The sequence below is a fragment of the Streptomyces albospinus genome (genome assembly GCF_014648695.1).
Lineage (GTDB): Bacteria > Actinomycetota > Actinomycetes > Streptomycetales > Streptomycetaceae > Streptomyces > Streptomyces albospinus.
Genome location: NZ_BMRP01000029.1, coordinates 1 through 17,810 on the forward strand (window position 1 = coordinate 1; position 17,810 = coordinate 17,810).

The 17,810-nt window shown below is 68.6% G+C and carries 18 protein-coding genes and 3 pseudogenes; 11 read left to right on the forward strand and 10 right to left on the reverse strand.

From position 1 onward, the window contains the following. The first annotated feature begins 568 nt into the window (after positions 1 to 568). Positions 569 to 1,362 (forward strand): IS5 family transposase gene (locus tag IEZ17_RS29540; RefSeq protein ID WP_229852791.1). Its coding sequence is split into 2 segments (ribosomal slippage): positions 569 to 901 and positions 904 to 1,362, totalling 792 coding nucleotides; the frame shifts between segments, so codons are not numbered across the junction. Between the two features lie 127 nt (positions 1,363 to 1,489). Here the strand turns inward: IEZ17_RS29540 and IEZ17_RS29545 are convergent. The 4 genes and pseudogenes from IEZ17_RS29545 to IEZ17_RS43035 form a co-directional block, all read right to left on the reverse strand. Then, positions 1,490 to 3,046, reverse strand: a complete 1,557-nt coding sequence (locus IEZ17_RS29545; RefSeq protein WP_189305457.1) for a hypothetical protein — start codon at positions 3,044 to 3,046, stop codon at positions 1,490 to 1,492. Positions 3,047 to 3,232: 186 nt separating this feature from the next. After that, positions 3,233 to 3,973, reverse strand: coding sequence for a DUF8825 domain-containing protein (locus IEZ17_RS45705; RefSeq protein ID WP_506005267.1), 741 nt, complete (start codon positions 3,971 to 3,973; stop codon positions 3,233 to 3,235). Continuing rightward, entirely contained in the window at positions 3,974 to 4,447 is a 474-nt protein-coding gene (locus IEZ17_RS29550; protein ID WP_194505909.1) for a hypothetical protein, read from the reverse strand. Between the two features lie 545 nt (positions 4,448 to 4,992). Further along, positions 4,993 to 5,725: pseudogene (locus IEZ17_RS43035) on the reverse strand (ArsR/SmtB family transcription factor). Positions 5,726 to 5,864: 139 nt separating this feature from the next. Between IEZ17_RS43035 and IEZ17_RS43040 the strand changes: the two are divergent. Next, positions 5,865 to 6,170: a hypothetical protein gene (locus IEZ17_RS43040; protein WP_229852777.1), complete on the forward strand. Its 306-nt coding sequence runs from the start codon at positions 5,865 to 5,867 to the stop codon at positions 6,168 to 6,170. A 30-nt stretch (positions 6,171 to 6,200) separates the two neighbouring features. Then, positions 6,201 to 6,428, forward strand: coding sequence for a GNAT family N-acetyltransferase (locus tag IEZ17_RS44620; protein ID WP_373299984.1), 228 nt, complete (start codon positions 6,201 to 6,203; stop codon positions 6,426 to 6,428). A 417-nt stretch (positions 6,429 to 6,845) separates the two neighbouring features. Here the strand turns inward: IEZ17_RS44620 and IEZ17_RS29560 are convergent, their stop codons facing one another. Next, complete coding sequence (locus tag IEZ17_RS29560; RefSeq protein WP_189305461.1) at positions 6,846 to 7,076, reverse strand: hypothetical protein; 231 nt, start codon at positions 7,074 to 7,076, stop codon at positions 6,846 to 6,848. A 536-nt stretch (positions 7,077 to 7,612) separates the two neighbouring features. On the opposite strand from IEZ17_RS29560, the gene IEZ17_RS29565 reads away from it, so the two are divergent. Beyond that, entirely contained in the window at positions 7,613 to 7,816 is a 204-nt protein-coding gene (locus IEZ17_RS29565) for a hypothetical protein (protein ID WP_189305462.1), read from the forward strand. A gap of 168 nt (positions 7,817 to 7,984) precedes the next feature. Continuing rightward, a complete protein-coding gene (locus IEZ17_RS29570) occupies positions 7,985 to 8,167 on the forward strand; it encodes a hypothetical protein (RefSeq protein ID WP_189305465.1) in 183 nt (60 codons plus the stop codon). Positions 8,168 to 8,371: 204 nt separating this feature from the next. Here the strand turns inward: IEZ17_RS29570 and IEZ17_RS29575 are convergent, their stop codons facing one another. Further along, positions 8,372 to 8,602: a hypothetical protein gene (locus tag IEZ17_RS29575; RefSeq protein ID WP_189305466.1), complete on the reverse strand. Its 231-nt coding sequence runs from the start codon at positions 8,600 to 8,602 to the stop codon at positions 8,372 to 8,374. A 124-nt stretch (positions 8,603 to 8,726) separates the two neighbouring features. Further along, positions 8,727 to 9,020 carry a DUF1330 domain-containing protein gene (locus IEZ17_RS29580; protein WP_189305468.1) on the reverse strand — a complete coding sequence of 98 codons (294 nt, stop codon included), beginning with the start codon at positions 9,018 to 9,020 and terminating at the stop codon, positions 8,727 to 8,729. Positions 9,021 to 9,412: 392 nt separating this feature from the next. Between IEZ17_RS29580 and IEZ17_RS43045 the strand changes: the two genes are divergently transcribed. From IEZ17_RS43045 to IEZ17_RS43060, 5 genes and pseudogenes are all read left to right on the forward strand, one after another. Then, on the forward strand, positions 9,413 to 9,718 hold the full coding sequence (locus IEZ17_RS43045; RefSeq protein WP_229852778.1) for a LysR family transcriptional regulator: 306 nt from the start codon (positions 9,413 to 9,415) through the stop codon (positions 9,716 to 9,718). Between the two features lie 45 nt (positions 9,719 to 9,763). Continuing rightward, positions 9,764 to 10,267, forward strand: a complete 504-nt coding sequence (locus IEZ17_RS43050) for a substrate-binding domain-containing protein (RefSeq protein ID WP_268249859.1) — start codon at positions 9,764 to 9,766, stop codon at positions 10,265 to 10,267. 274 nt (positions 10,268 to 10,541) lie between these two features. Beyond that, complete coding sequence (locus IEZ17_RS29590) at positions 10,542 to 11,648, forward strand: MFS transporter (RefSeq protein WP_189305470.1); 1,107 nt, start codon at positions 10,542 to 10,544, stop codon at positions 11,646 to 11,648. A 99-nt stretch (positions 11,649 to 11,747) separates the two neighbouring features. Beyond that, positions 11,748 to 11,822, forward strand: a pseudogene (locus IEZ17_RS43055) (hypothetical protein); the annotation flags it as partial. A 103-nt stretch (positions 11,823 to 11,925) separates the two neighbouring features. After that, positions 11,926 to 12,144 (forward strand): annotated as a pseudogene (locus IEZ17_RS43060) (IS5/IS1182 family transposase); the annotation flags it as partial. A gap of 201 nt (positions 12,145 to 12,345) precedes the next feature. Here IEZ17_RS43060 and IEZ17_RS29600 read toward each other — a convergent pair. The 3 genes from IEZ17_RS29600 to IEZ17_RS45250 form a co-directional block, all read right to left on the reverse strand. Next, positions 12,346 to 13,581: an epoxide hydrolase family protein gene (locus IEZ17_RS29600; protein WP_189305472.1), complete on the reverse strand. Its 1,236-nt coding sequence runs from the start codon at positions 13,579 to 13,581 to the stop codon at positions 12,346 to 12,348. Positions 13,582 to 13,689: 108 nt separating this feature from the next. Next, positions 13,690 to 14,088 carry an IS30 family transposase gene (locus IEZ17_RS43065; RefSeq protein ID WP_229852792.1) on the reverse strand — a complete coding sequence of 133 codons (399 nt, stop codon included), beginning with the start codon at positions 14,086 to 14,088 and terminating at the stop codon, positions 13,690 to 13,692. A gap of 630 nt (positions 14,089 to 14,718) precedes the next feature. Next, the gene (locus tag IEZ17_RS45250; RefSeq protein ID WP_444544829.1) at positions 14,719 to 15,441 is read right to left on the reverse strand and encodes a competence protein CoiA family protein; all 723 of its coding nucleotides are present in this window, start codon (positions 15,439 to 15,441) and stop codon (positions 14,719 to 14,721) included. A gap of 1,126 nt (positions 15,442 to 16,567) precedes the next feature. Here IEZ17_RS45250 and IEZ17_RS29615 point away from each other — a divergent pair. Continuing rightward, entirely contained in the window at positions 16,568 to 17,383 is an 816-nt protein-coding gene (locus tag IEZ17_RS29615; RefSeq protein WP_189305476.1) for an SDR family NAD(P)-dependent oxidoreductase, read from the forward strand. The last annotated feature ends 427 nt before the right edge of the window (positions 17,384 to 17,810 follow it).

The window sequence follows — 17,810 nt, forward strand, 5'->3', positions numbered from 1 at the left end:
TTGTCAGACGCCAGTCTCCCAACCAGTCATGCCACAACTAAGCAGCGACGCGCTACTAGAGGGTGCCCCTCCCCCAGCTCGCTGGACTGTTCGCCCGCGCGGGGCCTCGATCGCGGTCACCCGACCGGGTGGGCCTCAGCACGTGTTGCGAGTGAGAAGACGTCGAGCGGATCCGGCGGCCTACGCCGCACACGGTTACCGAGGGCCACGTAGCGAAAGGTTCTGCATCTGCCGGAGTCTGTACGGTCGTTGCCGCGTGAGTCGGAGTTGAGCGGCAAGTACGCGCCGCCACCGGAGTACGCGGCGCAGGGACCATTCCCCGTGGCAGCCAGTGTGTTGGGTGTGGTGGCGGGGGTGGCGGGCACGCTGGCTGCGGAGGATGCGCGGGCGTTGCGGGCGCGGTCGTGGAATTGCCGGCGGTGTCCGGCCTCGTTCCTGATCACACCGGGCCAGTGGGGCGACGCCGCGACGCCCCGGACCTGATCCCGGACCCTGAACGCATTCGAGTGCCGCGCCCCTAAGACGTCGTCTCATTTGGTGTGTTCGGTAGTCTGTGGTCGTGGGAATCGTGGAACGTTTGGTGCCGGATGAGCTGTGGTCGTTGTTCGAGCGGGTGGTGCCGCCGGCTCCGGTTCGGCGGCAGGGTGGCGGCCGGCGGAGGTATGGGGATCGTGAAGTGCTGGCGGCGATCATCTTTGTCGCCACGTCAGGCTGTACCTGGCGGCAGTTGCCTCCCTCTTTCGGGCCGTCCGGGCCGACGGCCCACCGGCGCTTCACCGAGTGGAGCAAGGCCAGGGTGTGGGCGAAGCTGCACCGCCTGGTGCTGGATGAACTGGGTTCGCGCGGCGACCTGGACTGGAGTCGCTGCGCGATCGACTCGGTGAACATGCGGGCCCTGAAAGGGGGGACCTGACCGGTCCGAATCCTGTCGATCGAGGCAAGAAAGGCTCGAAGATCCACTTGATTACCGAGCGGACCGGTCTGCCCATCTCGATCGGCATCTCCGGCGCGAACCTGCACGACAGTCAGGCCCTCGAACCGCTCGTCCGCGGTATCCCGCCGATACGTTCCCGCCGTGGCCCCCGCAGGCGACGTCCCGCAAAGCTGCACGCCGACAAGGGCTACGACTACGACCACCTGCGGCGATGGCTCCGCTTACGCGGAATCACCCACCGCATCGCACGCAAGGGCATCGAGTCCTCCAAGCGACTCGGCCGCCACCGCTGGACCATCGAACGCACCATGGCATGGCTCGCCGGCTGCCGACGACTCCACCGTCGCTACGAGCGCAAAGCCGACCACTTCCTCGCCTTCACCAGCATCGCCTGCACCCTCATCTGCTATCGCAGACTCACCAAATGAGATGACTTCTAAGGCGGGCGCCCCCTCACCAGACCTTGCCCATGGCTGCGCCACTGACCAATCAGAAAACACCGCGTCCCCCTGCCCGATCACAGGCAGGGGGACGCAGTTGTTCAGGCTGTGTGGGTCAGCATTCTATGACGCCCTTGGCAATGCCCTTGAATGCGCCGGTGAGCATGCCGATGGCCAGTCCTTCGGGGCCGCCGGTCAGGGTGCCCCAGGCGCCTCCGACGACGATGCTGGTGCCGATCTTCTTGGCCATGCACTTGTCGTGCTCGTCGCTGCTCTTGGAAGCGGGAGCGGCCATGAAAGACCTGGCCGCCGTCAGCACCTTGGCAGTCATCTTCGCGGCGGCGGGGGTGCCGCTGCCCAGGGAATAGGTCGGGGGCGTGATCGTGCCGGTGACGGTGTCGCCGGTGACGCCTTCGATGGTCTGGGTGACGGTGTTGCCGTCCACGGCGAGATCGACCTTGTGGGTCGTGCCGTGGGTGTCCGTGACGGTGCCGGGCTGCACCGTTGCGATCGTGCTGCCGTTGGCGTCACTGACTTGGACACCGCCCTTGTAGGCAGTCAGCTTGGCGCCTGCGGGCACTTCCATGGTGCCCGTCGCGGTCTTCGCGAGAGTGGCAGGCTTGACGTCGGCGCTGCTGGCACCGCTGCCGGGCGCGTCCGCGCCGGTGTGGGCGACGTACATCGTGGAGCCGGCCGTCGAGTTGATGACGGGGACGGTCACGGTCGCGTCAGCGGTCCACGGCTGGTTGCTGGTGTCGAAGGTCCACGTGCCGGTGACCTTCTTGCCGACTGCGGCGAAGTCGACCCATCCGTAATTCTTGGACGGGACGTCGATCGAGATGCCGTTGACGGTGGTCTCGTCCGAGGTGTAGGTCTGCGTCGCGGTGAGCTGGCTGGTGATCATCGCCTGGACCGGGGCGGAGACACCGACGGAGGACGACAGGCCCACGGAGTACGACTGCGCCCAGCCGGAGTGGTAGATCGTGGTGAAGACCTGCTTCATCGTGGCGCCGGTGTCGTTGTACCAGACCGACGAGGCGGGCTGACGGGGCAGGACTTCGGGCTGCCCTTCGGACTTCTGTGTCCACGAACAGGTGGCGGTCTTCTTGGAACACAGGTCGGCGTAGTAGTCGAGGGCGAGCTTCATCGCCTCGGACACCTTCGTCTGGGGCACCGTCCATTCCTGCGTGGAGGAGCCATTGCACGGGTTGGGCTGGGCCAGAATGCCCCACAGGTGCAGGCCACCTCGGTTGTCGAGGCAGTAACCGTCATCGGCGCGCACCAGCATGAAGGTGCCCGGTTTGCTGTCGATGGGGTGGAAGTGCCAGAGCTGGCCGTCGTCCTTGTCGCCGGCGCCGCACGAGCGCTGAGTCAGCGGCTGAGTGGAGTAGAGACACTTGCCGGTGTCGGTGTTGGCGATGCGGAAGGTACCGGTACCGGCGGAGATCAGCCGCCAGTTCTGGTGGTTGCCAGGCGCCTTGTTGACCGAGATCTGGGCACCGTCGTTGCCGTTGGGCGAGTCGATACGTCCGTCCGGATTGGTGAACGTCCAGGCGTTGGACTCGGCCGCCTGCGCCGTGGTGGCGGTGGCGACGACTCCGGTAGCGAGCATCAGCAGGGCGAGGAACGGGGCGGCTAAGAGGCGTCTTACGCCCTTGAGACGTCTATGCATGTCGACCTTCCGTAGGGAGTCTGTGAACTTCCTGTGAAGCACGGTGAGCCTTGCAAAGACCGATGAAATCGACATGAACGCACCGAAGTTCATGGGGATGTGCCTCCAGCGCCTCGTCTGCGTGGTCGGCCGCTGCAAGCGGGTCAACTTCCACTTGTGCGGCTGGCATCGACCCGTCCGCGCTCACTACCCTGCGCGCGGCCCTGCCTGGCCCACGTCTTGACCATCCGTTGCACGTCGTCGATGAGCACGGGCTCCGAGGGGTCCTCCTGGTCGCTGCCGGGGCTGGTTCGAGATTGCCCTCGGCCCGTGTGTTGGTCCGTTCCGTGGGCCCACACGGCGCATGGCGTGCGTCATATCCCCTGCCCCGAGTTCTGCGTTCTGGTCTCGGATGCCCCGAGTTGCCGGATGGTGTGAGCGGCAACGACGTAAGCCCCCGCCAGGGATGGGGAGCCTTCTGCGGGGTGGACTATTCCTCGGTGGGATCGTCGGCGTGCTTGAGTCGCATGCGGGCCTGGACGAGGTCGGGTCCGGCGAGGGTGCCCCAGGGGTGTGCCCGTGGACCTGCTCTCTCGCGTCGCGGAGCTTCGCGCGGAGCTCGGTCTCGGCCTGCCTTTCGCTGTCGGTCCAGCCGGCGGAGGGGTCGTGGTGGCGTTCGAGCCAGTGGCCTTCGCCAGGCTTGTGGTGCCGGCCGTCCATGGCTTCCGGGGAGTGGGGGTGCTCGTCGAGGAAAGCCTTGAGGTCGGCAGCGGCCTGGTGAGGTCGCGTTGTAGCTGCACCAGGGCGTCGGGGAAATCGTTGCTCACTCCGCGGGAGTCCACTCCCGTAATCGACCAGGGGTGCGCTTTGACGCGGGGGGTGCGGATGCGGACCAGGGCCCGTCTGCCGGGTCGAGTGTGGCTGCGACAGCCGAGGTAGCCAGCACAGTTACGCGCAGGTCAACGTCGCGGGATCGGGGTCGACATGGCAGGCCAAGGTCACGGCCTCGGTATCTACGGCGGGCGAGCCACCAGCGGTTTCCGTGTTCGTGATGGAAACCTCGACCTGCTCGCCGTCAACGAGCTCGCCTACTTGCGTCAAGTCGATGACGACGTCTTCATCGCCGCCGGTCCCGGTCCCGGTCGCCTGCCCCTCCGCTACATCCACGCCACCGGCGGCAGCAACTACCTGGAAAATCTCCTGCGCCCCGGCACGGGTGTTCCGATACGACGCAATCACCTTGGAGGCGATGTATGCGCCGCCTGACACGCGTGCACCACTGAGACGCATCTGCGTCATCATCCCGGCGCCGGCCGTGCCGGCGACGCCCAGGCTCAGGGACAGCGCCATGGAGGCGGCCGTCACAGCCATGGCCACCTTTCGAAGCGTTGAGCGTGAGTGGGTCGGGCGGAGTTCGGCCACGGCGGATCCTCCTCGGCAGGGGCGGATGCCCAGCTGGCTCCTGCGGCCGTGCTCGTGCGATCTGAGGCGATATCGGGTTCGGGACACTTCTCTCCCTCCGGGACAACGGTGCCCAGGGTTTCGGGGCGGCATTTTCAGGCCAGAGCCCCGGAGACGCCGCGTGCTGGGAGTGTCCTGCCGGCAGGCGAGATCCGGCCATACGGATGACGGGGCGCAAGAGGGTGCGAGACCGGAGCACGCACGAGCCATCCACGTCATCGACCCATCGGACAGGCCGGCGCGTACGGGTGCTGCGCATACGGCAAAGGCCACTCGCCGCATTGTGACCTTGCTTGGGCGCATAGGGGCCTCCCTCGTGCCGAGGGTGGAATTACGATCTTGAGTCGCGGTGGCCCGGTCCGGTGGACGTGGCCGCTGACGTTCAGCGTCAGCTTCGTTCTCCTCCCGTCTGGCCGATGCCGCGAGGGCCGGACGGACCATGCTGCGTGAGCCGATTTGGCCTGATGCGCCACGTGTCGACTGTCACCCTGGGGCGAAAGGTCCGCTCACCTGGTCCCACCCGTGGGCAGTCGGTCTACTGGGACCCGGAAGCGTTCGTGGAACTCCTGGCGGCCTGGTTCTGTCAGGGCCAGGGCTCGGCCCGTGCCGATCCTGGTGACCCAGCCTGCGTCCAAAGCGCGCGAGCAGATCGCGGCTCCCACGGCACCGCCCAAATGGGGACGGCGTTCGGTCCAGTCCAGGCATGAGCGCACCAGCGGGCGGCGCGAAGCGGTGGGGAGCGTGATGCCGTTCTCGGCCATCCAGGCCGTCCCTGCGAGAGTGAGCTGTGGCTCCGGGTCCCAGGTGATCAGGCCGTTGTCGACCATCGCGTCCGTGATGGGCAGGCCGAGGGTTCCCGCGAGGTGGTCGTAGCACTGCCGTGCGCGGGCCGGTGCCTTGGCGCGGCCGGTCGCGCCCAGTGAAGTGGGCCGGGCAGCGCGGCGCGGGGGCGACGTCGGCCAGGCTCTCGATCAGGGCCATCACCTTGGGGTCAGCCAGTCGCAGGTGCCGGTGGCGGACGTGCCGCTCCTCGGCCAGGAGCCCGCCGCCCACCAGTGTGTTGAGGTGCTCGGTGGCGGTCGAGGGTGCCACACCGGCGTGCCGAGCCGGCTCCCGGGCCGTCCAGGCACGGCCGTCCAGCAAGGCCAGGCACATATCGGCTCGGGTGTCGTCCGCGAGTGGCCGTGCCACCGCGGCAAAGTCGACTCCGACGTCCTTGCCCGCACGGTCAGCCGTCATACCCCAAGTATCGCGAGTGACGGTTCGGCCTGCGCCGAACCCACGGCCACCTAGGCTCCCCGCCGATCACCAATACCCACCCGGTCGGCAGGGAGCATCTCGGCCCCCAGCACAGACCGTCTGAAGGAGAACGTCCGAAGTGCGACTCGTCAAGAAGTACCTGCGGCTGTGTACGGTCCCCGACGCCCACTCCGCGAGCCCGCTGGCCTTGTTCGCGAATGCTGCCGTGGCCTTGGCCCGTGCGGTACCGGAGCCGGCGAGCCCGCCGAGCCGATCAGCGGGGTCGGTGGAGGTCGTCCTCACCGATACCCCCCACCGCACCGAGACGGCAGCGATCTCGGAAGCGCTGGGCCGCTTCAACAGCGACATCACGGGCATCGGCGACCGACGCCCCTCGCCGTTCTGGTTCGCGAGCCCGGTAGCCGACGGATCCTCGGGGGCCTGACCGGCCGGACATCCCTGGGGGCTCCTCTTCATCGACCTCTTCTACCTGCCACCCGAGCTGCGCGGCACTGGGTTGGGAAACCAGATCCTGCGCCGGGCCGAGGACGAGGGGAGGGCGCGCGCATGCAAGGCCGCAGTCCTGTACACCATCAGCTTCCAAGCCCCAGGGTTCTACCAGCGGCACGGCTGGCGCCGCCTGGGAGAAGTGCCCTGCATACCCGCTGGCACCAGCCGCATCTTCATGAGCAAAGGACCCTGACTTCATCTCGGCGGTGCCGCGTCCACGGCCGACGATGTTCCTCAGTGTCACTCTGTGCCTGATGAGTTGGCGAGAAGGACGCAGTGGGAGCCCCGGCCGCGACCAGTCAGGACCTCACAGACTTGGTTCCCTCTCGCTTCTGGCCTGCGTGGGCACGGTCAGTGGGGCCGCGATGCACCGCAACCGGCGAAACCATCGCCAGCCTCACCGGACACTGACCACGACCTGCCCGGAACCGCCGACGCCAGCCGGGCACCGGCGCCCAGGGCAGGCACAGCAGCCGAACCGAACCTGTAAAGCGGTGCCACCCCACCCGGCCCGGGGTCAAAGGCGCCGGGCCCCGTCCAGAGTGGACACGGGGGCGAGGGCTCGCCGACTGTGCCCTCGCGTGCGCTCCCTCCGCTGCGTGGAGCAGGTTCAGCCGAGCGGGACGGTGTCGACGACGGCCACGGTTTTCTGTCTGTAGCTGACGAAGATCATGGCGAGGGCGCCGTCACCTCGGATCTGCTGGTTCCACTCTTCGGCGTGGGCGCGGGGTGAGGTGTGCCCGATGGGGTCGTGGCAGGCGGCGGTGAGGGCGTGGCTGACGGCCGACGGGAGCTGGTCGTGGAGGGGTTCGCAGCCAGGGTCGTAGATGAGCCGGAACAACGCGCTGACCTCCTACGGGGGTCTTCCTGAACACGGGCCAGGTGACGTAGGCGTTCAGCAAAGTATCGGATCAGCGATGGCGTGTGACCGGGATCTGAAGGTCGGGCGGCGCCGCGGCCGGCGCGGATCCTTGCGGCTTCGCGCTGGACCCATTCGGTGCGGTCGACCCACTCGCCGGGGAGTTCCTCGCCTCGTGCGTCGGCGGCGGCGAATTCCCGGCCCCGTTGTTCGGCGGCCTGGATGCGGGTGGCGATGCCTGCCCATTTCTTGAAGGTCGGGAGCAGCTGGTGCTCCTCGGCGGTGTTGAACTGGCCGAGGAACTTGTTGGTCAGGTCGGGGTCGCCGAGCGCTTCACAGATCGTCTCGATGGTCCACGGCGCGGCGCCCATGTTGCCCTCCCGGTGTGGGGTCACCATTCGTGACGGCACGCTAGCGCGATTGTGGGCCACAAAGCCGAATGCATAGAGGCATGCGCCAAAGGCATGTGCCAGCATCGACGTCGTAACCGTGCAGGTCAGCGCCACATTCCTTAGATCATGAGCGAAGTAGAGGACCGCATCCTCAGCCTGATCGACAACGTGACAAGCGTGGACGAACCACGCCTCTCCCTGTTGCCCCTGCGCGAGACACACGCCACGGTTGAACTGTTGCAGCTGCTGACCAAGGGCAACGGGGAAGGCGCCTTCGCGGCACGGCACCTCGCGGGAAACCTGGGCCGCCGGATGCCAGCCGCAGATTGAGCATGACGAAGGCCCACAGGTCGAGGAGGCACCTTGAGCCGGAGCTGCCCAAGAGCACCGGCGCAGCATCGGGGTGACCTGGCCGCCAGTTGGAGGAGGTTCGGGTGGCGGGCGAACGAACGGCGAATGATCCTGCCGAAAAGTCGCCTTGACCAGCGGAGGTCCCCCGTGAAGCACCTGACCGTTCTCGCTACAGCAGTAGCCGCCTCAGTACTGATCATCCTTGGAGCCGGCACCGCCAACGCCGACGACGACGACCAGCCCACTGCTGTAGCTCCTCAGGTCGGAACTAAACCGATCACCGACGGCCTTCAAAAAATCCTGAACGGCTCCTGGCTGCTGGGCGGCTGAGCCCCTCCCAGCGGGCAGTCAGCGGGTCGGGGCTGGTCGCCTCCAGATCGAAGGCGACCAGCCGACCGAGATGCCAGGCGGCCATGCGGTTCACCTTCGTTGGCGTTGCCGCCGCGGACCTGCACCCGAGCGGCGATGATGACGTCGGCCCCGCGACCGGCGCAGATGGCCCTCAGCGGGTTGTGGTCGTCGAGTTGGGGAGTCCTAGGCCGCGGCGACGTCGATGGAGAGGGCCGCGGCGTTCCGCCAGGGCAGGGATGCAGGGGCGGTGTAGCCGAAGATGCCGCTCAGGCAGTCGTTGAGGGGGGGAGGGGCCCCACGCGCTCGTGCCCAGGTCCTGCAAGATACCGCGGCGTCGACGTAGTTCCCTGCTGCGTTGCGGTGCAGTCGGCCATGCGGCGCTATACCGAAGCGGTCGATGTGCTCGCGCAACATGCCGACCAGGACGGGCGGAATGGGGACTGGAGGCGTCGCCTTGACCGTTCGGCTTTTCAGGGGATGGATCTCGTGCCGTGGTCCCCGCCGTTGCCGGCGGGGACCACGGCACGTGTCGGGGCGCTCAGTCAAGCCCCTCCACGACCCGTACATCCCGCTCGGCACCGCCGTCCAGCACCGCGACGGCCCGCTGGTAGTCCTCGCTTAAATAGGCCGCGACCGCGGCATCGTAGCTGGGGAACTCGACCAGGACCGTGCGCTCGGGCACCCCCGACTCGAACGCGGTCACCGGGCCACCACGGGCCAGGATCCGGCCGCCGGCCGCCTCCAGCGCGGGCTTCGCCAACTTCCCGTACGCGGCGAGCTTTTCCGGGTCTTGCACCGATCGGTAGGTGCCGACCAGATATCCCTTGGCCATGCTGCTTACTCCTCGCTCTCTTCGTCCCTCGGGAACTTCGACCCGAGCCGGACACCTTTCGGCGCGGTCAGGAAGGCGGCCGGGCCCCGTCCCCGCTCCCACAATTGCTGCTGCATCGTGCCGGTGGTGCTTGTCGACAGCCGCCCGCGCGGGAAGCCCGGACGGGACATGGAACAGCGGCAGAATCGGGGGCAGAGGCACCGGCCCACCCCCAGACTCACCGCCGACGCACATGCACCTCACACCTCGTCCGAAACCGGGTGTGCTGTTCGGCGTCGACCGGGTGGGCGTTGCTGCGTCCATTGGCCTGCCCCAGTCGCCTGCACTCTGAACGTAGCCAGTCCGTTCGAACATGAGAAATACCTTGTGCGCTCGGGCTATGCTCCACAGTCATGGATGTCGAGCTGCGTCACCTGCGTGCGTTCGTCGAGGTGGCGCGACAGCAGTCATTCACCCGTGCTGCCGAGAAACTGACCATCACCCAGCCGGCGTTGACCCGCACCGTTCAGCAGTTGGAGACCGCGTTGCGGGTGCGGTTGTTCAACCGAAGCTCCCGGCACGTGGAACTCACCAACGTGGGGAACTCCTTCCTCACACAGGTGGAACGGGTGCTCAACGAGCTGGACCGGGCGATGAACGCGTTGAGTGAACAGGTCAGCATCCGGCTGGGATTCAGCTGGCTGATGCCGGACCCGTAGGCACAGCGCACCATCAGCGAGTTTGAGCGAACCTCGGGGAGCACGGTGAACCTCGTGCGCACCGACGATCCGATCCAGGCACTGCAACGTCATGTGATCGATGTCGCGCTGGTGCGCGGTGGCGTGCGTTCGTCCGCGCCGGTCAAGACGGTGCACCTGTTCGACGAACCGCGGGTGGCGGTCGCCTGCGCCGCCAAGTCCGAGGTGAGCCAGCTCGACGAGGTGGACTGGGGAGACGTTCCCCGGTGGCCGCTGGTGGAGAACGTGGTCAGCGGCGCGACCGGCCACTGGTCCTGGGCTCCCGGCAAGGGTCCGCGAGACGTGATCGAGACGGCCAACTACGACGAGTGGGTCGAGTCGGTGGCCGCCAATCGCGGCATCGGGGTGGCCCCGACAGTGGGGGTGCGCCGGATCAACCACCCTGGGGTGACCTTCGTGCCGCTGGTCAACGCGCCTCCGGTCCCGGTCGAACTCGTCTACCTGCCGCACATGCAGGAGCTCCTGCTTCGCCGTTTCATCGATGTGGCGATCGCCGCAGTACACCGCTGACGCGGTCCGCTCACGTCGCACTATGCCTGCCGGATATCGGTGTTCCATAACAGGCATTACACAGACACCGCACGGAGAACTTAGCGTCGCTCACGGCCCAGGCCGCTCTACGGGGAGAGAAACCGTGATGACTGACGACCACGCGCCGCGCGGTGCCGGGGGAAACACCTTGATGGGCAAGCCGGTTGACCCGCCGGGTCCGACCCGGTCCGCAGCGCGTGCCCAGGCCCGGCTTGGGAACAGCGGGCCGGTCGGGAAGTTACGCGTTTTCGCGGTGTACGCCGGCGCTGCGCTCGGGCCGCTGGGCGGCGGCGTGGTGGCACCGATGCTGCCGCAGATCGCCGACTCACTCGACGCGTCGACGAGCGCCACCACGCTGTCGGTGACCGCCTACTTCGTGCCGTTCGCCCTGGTGCAGCTGGTGTCCGGGACGGTGGGCGAGCGGTGGGGCCGCCGGCGCACCGTGCTGATTGCCTACCTGGTCTACCTGATCGCCTCGCTGCTCGGCGCCGTCGCACCGAACATCGCGCTGCTGCTGGTGGTACGGGCGGTGATGGGCACCGCCAACGCGTTCATCTCGCCGCTGCTGCTGGCCGGGCTGGCCGACATGGTTCCACCGCACCGGCTGAGCCGGGCCGTCGGGCTGTTGGCCAGTTGCCAGGCCGCCGGCCAGTCGCTCTCACCGCTGCTCGGTGGGGTGGCCGCGGCGGCGAACTGGCGCTGGGCATTCGTCGGTGTCGCCGCCGCGGCCGGGCTGCTCGCGCTGGCACCCCCACCCGGCGGTGCTCGGCCGGGCGCACAAGCTCCACTCCTGCGGCCCCTGGTGAACATGCGGATGGGACTGCTGTCGGTCGCCGCGTTCGTCAGCTACTTCGGCGCGGCCGGGCTGCCGTTCCTTGTCTCCCTGCACGCCGAGGAGCACCTCGGCATCCGCCCCGACCTCACCGGGGTCGCGCTGCTGGGCTTCGGTTTGACGGGGTTGCTGCTGGGCGCGAGCTGGGGTTCGCTCGGTGACCGCTTCGGCGCGCGCCGCTGCGGTGGGATCGCCGCCGCACTGGGGGCGGTGCTGGTCGCGCTGACCGGATCGACGCACAGCCTGCCGGCGCTGGTGCTGTGCTGGACGGGTGCAGGCATCGCCTACTCGATGCTCAACGTGTGCCTGCAGAATCTCACCGTCCGGGAGGTGCCCGACAACCGGGGCGGCGCGCTCTCAGCGGTCTCCGCCTTCCGCTTCGGCGGCGCGGCGATGGCCCCGATCGCTCTGCTGCCGCTGTACCACGCGGTGCCCACGCTGTCCTTCGTCATCGGCGGCGCCTCACTGCTGCTCGCGTCTGCCGGCCTCGCCGCACTGCGGTCGCCGCGAACCGGTAACCCGGCGTAGGGGCTGTCCGTTGGGTCATGGCCGGGTCCGCGGCATCTGGCACGGCGCTCCCCCAGCTACCGCTGCCCCCACGGCGCGCGACGTAATCGACGAGCACCGTTGCTGCCGAGCCAGCCGCCTGGGCGCCGGCAACCTGGCCGGAAGAGGATTCTGGAGGACCGGAAGGTGCTGTGCGGGATCCTGTTCGTCCTCTACACCGGCATCCAGTGGGAATGGCTGCCCAGCGAGCTGGGCTTCGTCTCAGGCATGCTGCTACCGCCGCCAGTTCTGGGCGAAGGGCGTCAAGCCCGTCATCGCCCGGCGGGGCGCCGCCCATGGCTCCGGCCTGGGAACCAAGCGGTGGGTGGTGGAGCAGACGATCGCGCTCCTGCACTGGTTCAGACGCCTGCGCATCCGACGGGAGCATCGTGACGACATCCACGAAGCATTCCTCAAGCTCGCCTGCTCACTCATCTGCCGGCGCCGCCTGCAACCCGCGTTGCGTGAGGAGCTCTAAGCTGCTCACGGCTTGATCAACAAACCACGTGTTGCAGCGACCCCTGGAATCCGCCCGGCGGAGGGGGCTTCCGGAAGGGTGGCGGCGAGCGGAGGTGCGCAGGCAGACGGCGTGGCGGGCGGTAGGGGCCGGTCAGGCGACGCACACGCCCTCCAGGCAACGTTCGCCTGGCCCGTCGCCACAGGAGCCCGCAGAGGTCGTTCAGGGCCTGCGGCCGTGAAAAGTGCGGCGCAGGTCGTTCACCCAGGCGTCGGGGTTCTCCCAGGGGATGAAGTGGCCGCCGTGGTCGTGGGCGTTGACGTTGACGTGGTTGAACCAGTCGCCTTGCGGGCCGGTCCTGAACGCCTGGACGCGCTCGGTGGCGGTGTGGATGCCGGGCGGGTTCTCGTATGTGACGAAGGTGAGGCCGACCGGGGCCTGTACGACCGGGGTGCGGTCGTGGGCGGGGGCCCAGGGGTAGCGATTGGCGTTGGCGTAGTAGCGCATCGACGTGGCGATGGAGTTGTTCACCCAGTAGATCGTGGCGTGGGTGAGCAGGTCGTCCTTGGTGAAGACGGATTCGACGTCGCCGCCGTTGTCGCTCCAGGCGTTCCAGCGCTCCAGCAGCCAGGCGAGCAGTCCGGCGGGTGAGTCGCTCAGCCCGTGGGCCAGGGTGGCGCCGTCGAGCATGTGCACGGCGAGGTGGCACGCCGAGCGGTGGTCCAGCTCGATGATCCGGGCGCGGATATCGGCGGGCTGGTCGTCGGTGAGGGGCCGATTCCGGGCGAAGTCCCAGGCGCGGTGGCCGGTGAAGAAGTCGAGCGGCAGCCCGGAGCCGATGTGGATGCCGTACAGCTCGTCGGCGTACTTGTGGCCGAGCTGGCTGGAGACGATCCCGCCGATGTCGCAGCCCCCGGCGGCGTACTTCTCGTATCCCAGGGTCTCGGTCATCAGGGTGTGCCAGAGGTCGGAGACCTTCCAGAAGTTGATGTCCGGAAAGCCGGTGAGCGGGCCGGGGAAGCCGAAGCCGGGCAGGGACGGCACGATGACGTCGAAGGCGTCGGCGGGGTCACCGCCGAACGCGGCCGGGTCGGCGAGCGGGTCGATCACCTTCGACCAGTGCCAGAACGTCCACGGCCAGCCGTGGGTGAGGATCAACGGGATCGGACGGGGGCCGCGGCCGGGCTTGCGCATGAAGTGCACCGGGACACCGGCGACGCTCACCTGGTAGTGCTCGTAGACGTTGATGGCGGCCTCGGCCGTGCGCCAGTCGTAGCCGTCCCGCCAGTAGGCGACCAGCTCACGGAGATAGCTGTCGGGAACGCCGTAGGACCAGTCCCCATTCCCCTCGTCCAGCGGCGGACGGGTCGATGTGAGGCGGGCGCGCAGGTCATCGAGGACCTCGTCGGACACGTGGATCGGGGTGGGCTTCAGGGGGAAGTCGTGCGGGGTGCTCATCGCGTGGTTCCTTACTGGGGTGTGCCGTCGGCCTGTTGGGCGGCGAGCCGTGACGGCCTTCCGCCAGGATTCTCCGGCCGCCCGGCCCGACGGCACACGTTGGCGAGCTCAAGCGGTCAGCTCATCACCACTGTTCAGGAGGTCAGCGTAGACCTCTGCCGGCGTGCGGTAGCCATGGACTTTGCGGGGACGGTGGTTGAGTTCGCGGGCGATGGCGTCGAGGTCGGCCTGGCTGAACGTGCGGAGAGCCGCGCCCTTGGGCAGGTACTGCCGTCGCAAGTGGTTGGTGTTCTCGTTGGTGCCTCGCTCCCAAGGGCTGCGTGGTGTGCAGAGGTAGACCGGCATGCCGGTCTCGGCCGTGATGGCCTGGTGTTCGGCTATCACGCGACCCCGGTCCCAGGTGAACGTCCGCCGCGCCTGGGCGGGATGCCGAGGAGGCTTCGGATGAGGCGCGGTGCGAACTGCTCGGCCTTGATGCCGTCCGGCAACGCGACGATGGCGGTGCAGCGGGTGGTGCTGCGCTCGACGAGCGTGGCGACCGCAGAGGGTCGTGTGCCCATCACGAGGTCGCCCTACCCATGGCCCGGAATCCTGCGGTCCTCGACCTCTGCGGGACGGGCGCTGATGGACACTATGCCGCGGATGACGCCTCGTCCGGTGGGCTTTCGGGCGATCTTCGGTCGGCGTATGGGGCGGGCTGTCCGCAGCTTCTGGGTGAGGCTGCGGTCGGTCGTCCGGCGCCGGCGTGGGTCATAGAGCGAGAGATGGATCGCCTCCTGTGAGACCTGCATGGAGGTGCCGCCGGGAAGGTGGCGTCGCAGCCAGCCTGCAATCTGCTCCGGCGACCAACGGAGGGCCGGTTGGCCTCCACCAGCGCGCGCAGGACGGACCGTTGAGCGAGCCTGCCGGCTTGGGGCGTCGCCCGCGTTCGTAGGCCGCCGCTTCGGCGGAGGCGGCTCGGTAGCGGTCCCGGTTACCGTTACGAGCAACCTCCCAGGGCCGGGTCGTTCCCCGCCAGCGGTCTCTGGCAGGCCGCAAGGAGCGTAAGGAAGACTCACCCCAGCGGCACCGCGTGAGCACCGTTACGCGTCACCGGCAAGCGCCCCTTGGCCCCCACCAGGCCCAACCACTGCCCGCTCAGCACAGAATGTGTGGCCCGGCTCGCGCCAGCTCCGCGGCCAAGGGGCGCTTGCACACCGTGCACCGCAGCCCACCCGCCGGCGCCGGCGGCGGGGGTGACAGCTTCGGCTCACGGGCGGCACGCTGTTTGGCTTCGCGTACCTGACGGGCATATCGGGCCTTGCTCTCCAGCCAATTGGCCGCCTCCTCCCGGGCCTCGCGCTGGGAGTCGTGCAACTGGTTCTGCAGGGGCTCGGGCAACACCGCCCCGCCCGAGTCCAGACCCAGCTCGCCGAGCGGCACCGAAACCCGCTCCAGCTCGTCGAGTGCGCACGGTGGATGGTGAAGCCCGAAGACGGACAGGTTCTCCGCCTCCCACCACCGGTACGGCCGTGTGTGGGGTCGGCCGAAGGCCGTCCACGCCAGCCCCTTCGACGGGGTGTAGAACCACACTGGCAGGCCCGCGTCGAGCACGACGTGTGGGAAGTGCACCCGAGGACGCCAGAACCACACGTCGACGATCCCTGCCCGGGCGTAGTCCCGGTGGCGGGCCCGCCATCCGTCGTCGGTCATCAGCATCCGCTGTGCCTCCAGCGCCAGCTTTGTGCCGTCCCCCATCCGCACCGCGACGTCGGCCCGCCGGTCCTGGTCCGGGGTCCACTGCTCCAGGCGCACCGCGGCGACGCCGGGTCGCGTCCTCGCCCACCGGGCCAGGGTGTGCTTGGTCGTGATGTGCCACACCGTCTCAGGGTGGTGGCCGCCGACCGGGGCCTTCCCCGGCGGGTGCGCAAAGTGCAGGCGGACTTTCCCACCCAGACGACCACGGAGCACCAGCGGCACCCGTGTGCCCACCGGAGCCTCGAAGCCGTGGAAGCAGTAAAAGCACACCAGTTGGCCTGTTCCGCTATAGCCGCGTTGCCTCCAGCGCGCCGGCGGCGCGTCAGCAACGTGCACCTCGCGCCCAGTCTCAAGATCGAAGCCCACCACCAGTAAGTCGTCTTGCACTCCCCGTCCCCCTCCCCTACGAACGGGCATCGTGATCCAGTCTCCGGCAGCCGGCAGCAAGAGCAGCACCGGACACGCGGCCCAATAGTCGTGACGCCCCGGTCGGTGCGAGAGTTCACCGCGGCCTCCGGGAACTGTGCAGTGGGCAGGCGGCAATGAACCAGAAGCGCCGGCCGCCTTCGACCGGGGTGGTGACCGATCCTGCTGGTGTGAGGGTCCCGTTCGCCGCTCCGCACCAGTAGCACGCCTCGCCATGCAGGCGGACGACGCCGACGTCTGGGTCCGCGGGTGGCGCTGTCGTTTGGTCACGTTGTCCTCCCTGTGCCGTTGGGCTCAGAGCGCCGACGTACCGCACCTCGTGCGCCGGCCGCCGGCCTGATAGCGCATGGCGACCACCTGCATACCCGAACCAGTCGTAGACGGTGTCGCCGTCCCCTGTAGTCGGCGATCCGCAGATGGGCCACGGCCTCGGCAGCCAGGCATGTCTCCCCGTTCGCATCGAGGTCGGTGGGGGCCTGGCGGTAGATCCCGTGGACACGAACCACCGGGACGAAATCCACACGCTGCACGCCGCTGTGGACTTCGGGGTCGCCACCGCGGGCGAGGATCTCCTTCGAGTCCCACTCGCGGCGGTTGGTCAGGAAGCGGTCGGCAAGGGGCAAAGAGACGTTGCTCCTACGGTGACCGTTCCACCGACCAACCGATGCTTTGTTCGCCGCTGCCCTTCGCCGCGGTCGTTCCTCACCCCGCACCCAGCCGCGGTGCCGACGGCAGCTGCACCCGGTAGGCCCGGCGGTGCCGGCCCTTCGTATGCTCGGGGTGCGGGGAACCGGAAGCTGACCACCTTCGGAGGCGAACGACCATGTCGGAACAGCGTGTTGTCCTGGTGACGGGCGGGGGAACGGGAATCGGGGCCGCAACCGCCCGGCTGCTCCGTGCGGCCGGGCACCAGGTCGTGATCTCCGGGCGGCGGCCCGAGCCACTGCGCCGGGTGGCCGAGGAGACCGGAGCGCTGGCCCACCCTTCCGACGCCGCCGACCCCGAGGCCGTGCGCGAGCTCGTCGAGACGACGGTGACGGCCTACGGGAGACTCGACGGTCTGGTGCTCAACGCCGGAATCGGACGAGGCGGCGCGGTCGGCGACACCGCGATCGAGGACTGGGAAGAGCTGATACGGACCAACCTCACCGGCCCATTCCTGCTGCTGCGTACCGCGCTGCCGCACCTGCTGGCGACCCGCGGCGCGGTGGTCGCCGTCGCCTCGGTCGCCGCGCTCCGCAACAGCGCCGGCAACGCCGCCTATGCGACGTCCAAGGCAGGTTTGCTCCACCTCTGCCGTTCCCTCGCCGTCGACTACGGGCCGCAGGGGCTGCGGGCCAACGCGGTGTGCCCGGGCTGGGTGCGTACAGAGATGGCCGACCAGCGGATGGCGCGGTTCGCGGCGGAGGCGGGGCTGGCGGGCGGCGTCGAGGAGGCGTACGAGGAGGCGAACCGGCTGACTCCCGCCAGGCGGCCGGGTGATCCGGCGGAGGTCGCCGAGGCGATCGACTGGCTGCTGTCGCCCGCCGCGTCCTACGTCAACGGGGCCGTCCTCACCGTCGACGGCGGGGTGACCACGGTCGGCGTCGGCGGTGCCGCCTTCGACCACCGGATCGAGGCGCGCACCCCGCGCCTGTAGCGAACTACCAGGCAGGCCCACTCCACAGGGCCCGTGGCAGGACCGGAACCCATGGCGGGGCCAGGGCTCCAGCAAGAGGCTGGGCCTGGATGGCGCCCCAGCGGCAGCCGTGCTCGTCGCCAGGGATTTCGATGCCCGCGGCGCGAGCAAGGCGGTGTCCGACCTCAGCCCACTCCGGTCCGGTCCGGTCCGGGCACGCTCGTCGGGATGGAGCAGGATGTCCATGTGGAGGATGGCGCATCGAGCGCCCTGAGGACTGGCGGTGAAGGGGTGCTCCATCCAGCGGGCCGTCGAGGTGCTCGGCCCACTGGGTGGAGGTCCATATCGCTTGTTCGTCGTTCTGGTTGTAGAAGCCCAGGCCCGGCCGGTGGGCGACGACAGCGTGCCCGGTGGCCCGAGGTTGACCTGGACAGTGGCATCGAGGAGG